We start from the raw sequence: 2,188 nt of genomic DNA, 5'->3' as shown, positions 1-2,188 counted from the left end.
GATCTGCCGCGGGCTCCAGGTGGTGAACACCGCCCGCGGCGGCACGCTGCACCAGGACATGGGCGGGCCCGGCCGCGCGCACCGGCCCCTGCGCCCCCCCGTGACGCTCGCCGCGGGGGGCCCCCCCCCGGGCCCCCGGGGGCGGCCCACGCCGCGTACGGCATCAACCAGCCTGCTGCTCCGCGGCCCGCCGATGGCGCGCATACCGGTTGCGGACGGCGACCAGCGCCAGCGCGTACAGCGCGAGGACCGCGGCGAGCAGCGGATAGTACGCGGGCGGCGGGGCCGACATGCCGCACCACGGGCCGACGGGGGTGAGCGGTATCAGCACGCCGAGGACGGCCAGCGCCGTCGCCGCCCAGCGGACCGGGCTCGGCGTGCGGCCCTCGGCCGCCCGGCGACCGGTGCGCAGCAGCACCATCACCAGGGCCTGGGTCAGCAGGTTCTCGGTGAACCAGCCCGCGTGGAAGGACTCCTGCCCCGCCCCGCCCAGCGAGCCGTGCACCGACCAGGCCAGCACCGCGAAGGTGGCGAGGTCGGCGGCGGCCCCGAGCAGGCCGAAGCCGGTGATGAAGCGCAGGAAGTCATGCGGGCGCAGCGCGGCCGGGCGGCGCAGCAGGTGCCCGGCCGGCCGGTCGTACGCAAGGGCGAGCTGCGCCGCGTCGAAGCACAGGTTCTGCACCAGCACCTGGGTCGGCAGCATCGGCAGGAACGGCAGGATCAGACCGGCCGCCAGCATCGCGATGACGTTGCCGAGGTTGGAGGAGAGCGTGATGCGCAGATAGCTGGAAATGTTGCCGCTGCTGTGCCGGCCGGCCAGTACGGCGTGGTCGACGGCGGTCAGGTCCTTGGTGGTCAGGACCGCGTCGGCGCTCTCCCGGGCGAAGTCGGCGGCGCCGCACGGCGCGATGCCCACATCGGCCGACCGCAGTGCGGCGAGGTCGTTGACCCCGTCGCCGAGGAAGCCGGTGGTGTGTCCCGCGGCGCGCAGCGCGGCGATGATCCTGGCCTTGTGCGCGGGGGTGCAGCGGGCGAAGACGGTGGTGCGCCGGGCGAGGTCGGCGAGGTCCGCATCGCTGAGCCCGTCGATCACCTCGGCGCGCCGCACCTGGTCCGGGTCGAGCTCAAGGCCCAACTCCTGGCAGGTGCGGGCCGCCGTGCCCGGGTGGTCGCCGGTGAGGACCTTGACGGTCACGCCGTGCTCGGCGAGCCCGCGCAGCGCCTCGTCCGCGGTGGGCGCGAGCGCGTCGCGGAAGGTGAGGAAGCCGCGGAAGGTCAGCCCGCGTTCGTCGGCGGTCGTGTAACCGCGCGGCCGGCTGCGCCGCTCGGCGGTCGCGACCGCGAGGACGCGCAGGCCCTGGTCCGCGTGGTCGGCCGCGGTCGCGAGCAGCCGCCGCCGCTCCGCGTCCGTGAGCGCACACCGCTCCACCACCGACTCCACGGCGCCCTTCACCACCAGCGTGTCGCTGCCCAGCACGCCGGGCGTGCGCACGACTGCCGTGGACAGCCGCCGCAGCGGATCGAAGGGCAGCGCCGACACGGCCTCGTAGGCGTCGTACGGCTCGTGGGCCTCGTACGCCGCATCCGTCTCGTACGGCTCGCGCGGCGCGTGTGCCTTGTCCGCCGCGTGGTCCGCCGCGTGCGGCTCGTACGGCGTGTGCGTCCCAGCCGGCTCAGCCGGCTCAACCTGCTCGTACGGTGCATGCGCCGCGGGCCCGGCGAGAGTGGGAGACGCGGCGCCGAGGGACGCGGCATGAGGAGACGCAGGACCAAGAGACGCAGCACCAAGAGACGCAGCACCAAGGGACGCGGCATCAGGCGCCGCGGCGGCCGTGAGGATCGCCTCGTCCAGGGCGTCGGGGCTCGGCAGGTCGGCCAGGTTCAGGGTCCACCAGGCATTGACCGCGGCCCAGTGCGCCACGCCCGGGTCGGGCCGGCCTTCGGCGTCGAAGGCGCCGTCGATGACCGGGCGGTCCTGGGTCAGGGTGCCGGTCTTGTCCAGGCACAGCACGTCCATCGCGCCGAGGTCGTGCAGGGCGGGCAGCCGCCGCACGATCACGTCGTGGGCCCGCCCCCCCCCCGCCCCCCCCCCCGCCCCCCCGCCGGGGGGCCCGGCTACGACGTGGTGCGCGAGGCGGGCGAGGTGCGTCGCCGCATCGGCCTGACCGGCCAGTTCGCGGCCGTGGAC

General features: G+C 75.8%; 1 protein-coding gene and 1 pseudogene. One reads left to right on the top strand and one right to left on the bottom strand.

The window, feature by feature from the left end:
- Positions 1-118: pseudogene (locus AAHZ94_RS33010) on the top strand (gamma-glutamyl-gamma-aminobutyrate hydrolase family protein); the annotation flags it as partial.
- Positions 119-163: 45 nt separating this feature from the next.
- On the opposite strand, the gene AAHZ94_RS33005 reads toward AAHZ94_RS33010, so the two are convergent.
- Positions 164-2,188: HAD-IC family P-type ATPase (locus AAHZ94_RS33005; RefSeq protein WP_349997390.1), on the bottom strand; the 2,025-nt coding region annotated here is incomplete at its 5' end.

This window comes from Streptomyces sp. HSW2009 (assembly GCF_040240285.1).
Taxonomy (GTDB): domain Bacteria; phylum Actinomycetota; class Actinomycetes; order Streptomycetales; family Streptomycetaceae; genus Streptomyces.
This window is presented reverse-complemented; position numbering and strand designations above follow the sequence as displayed.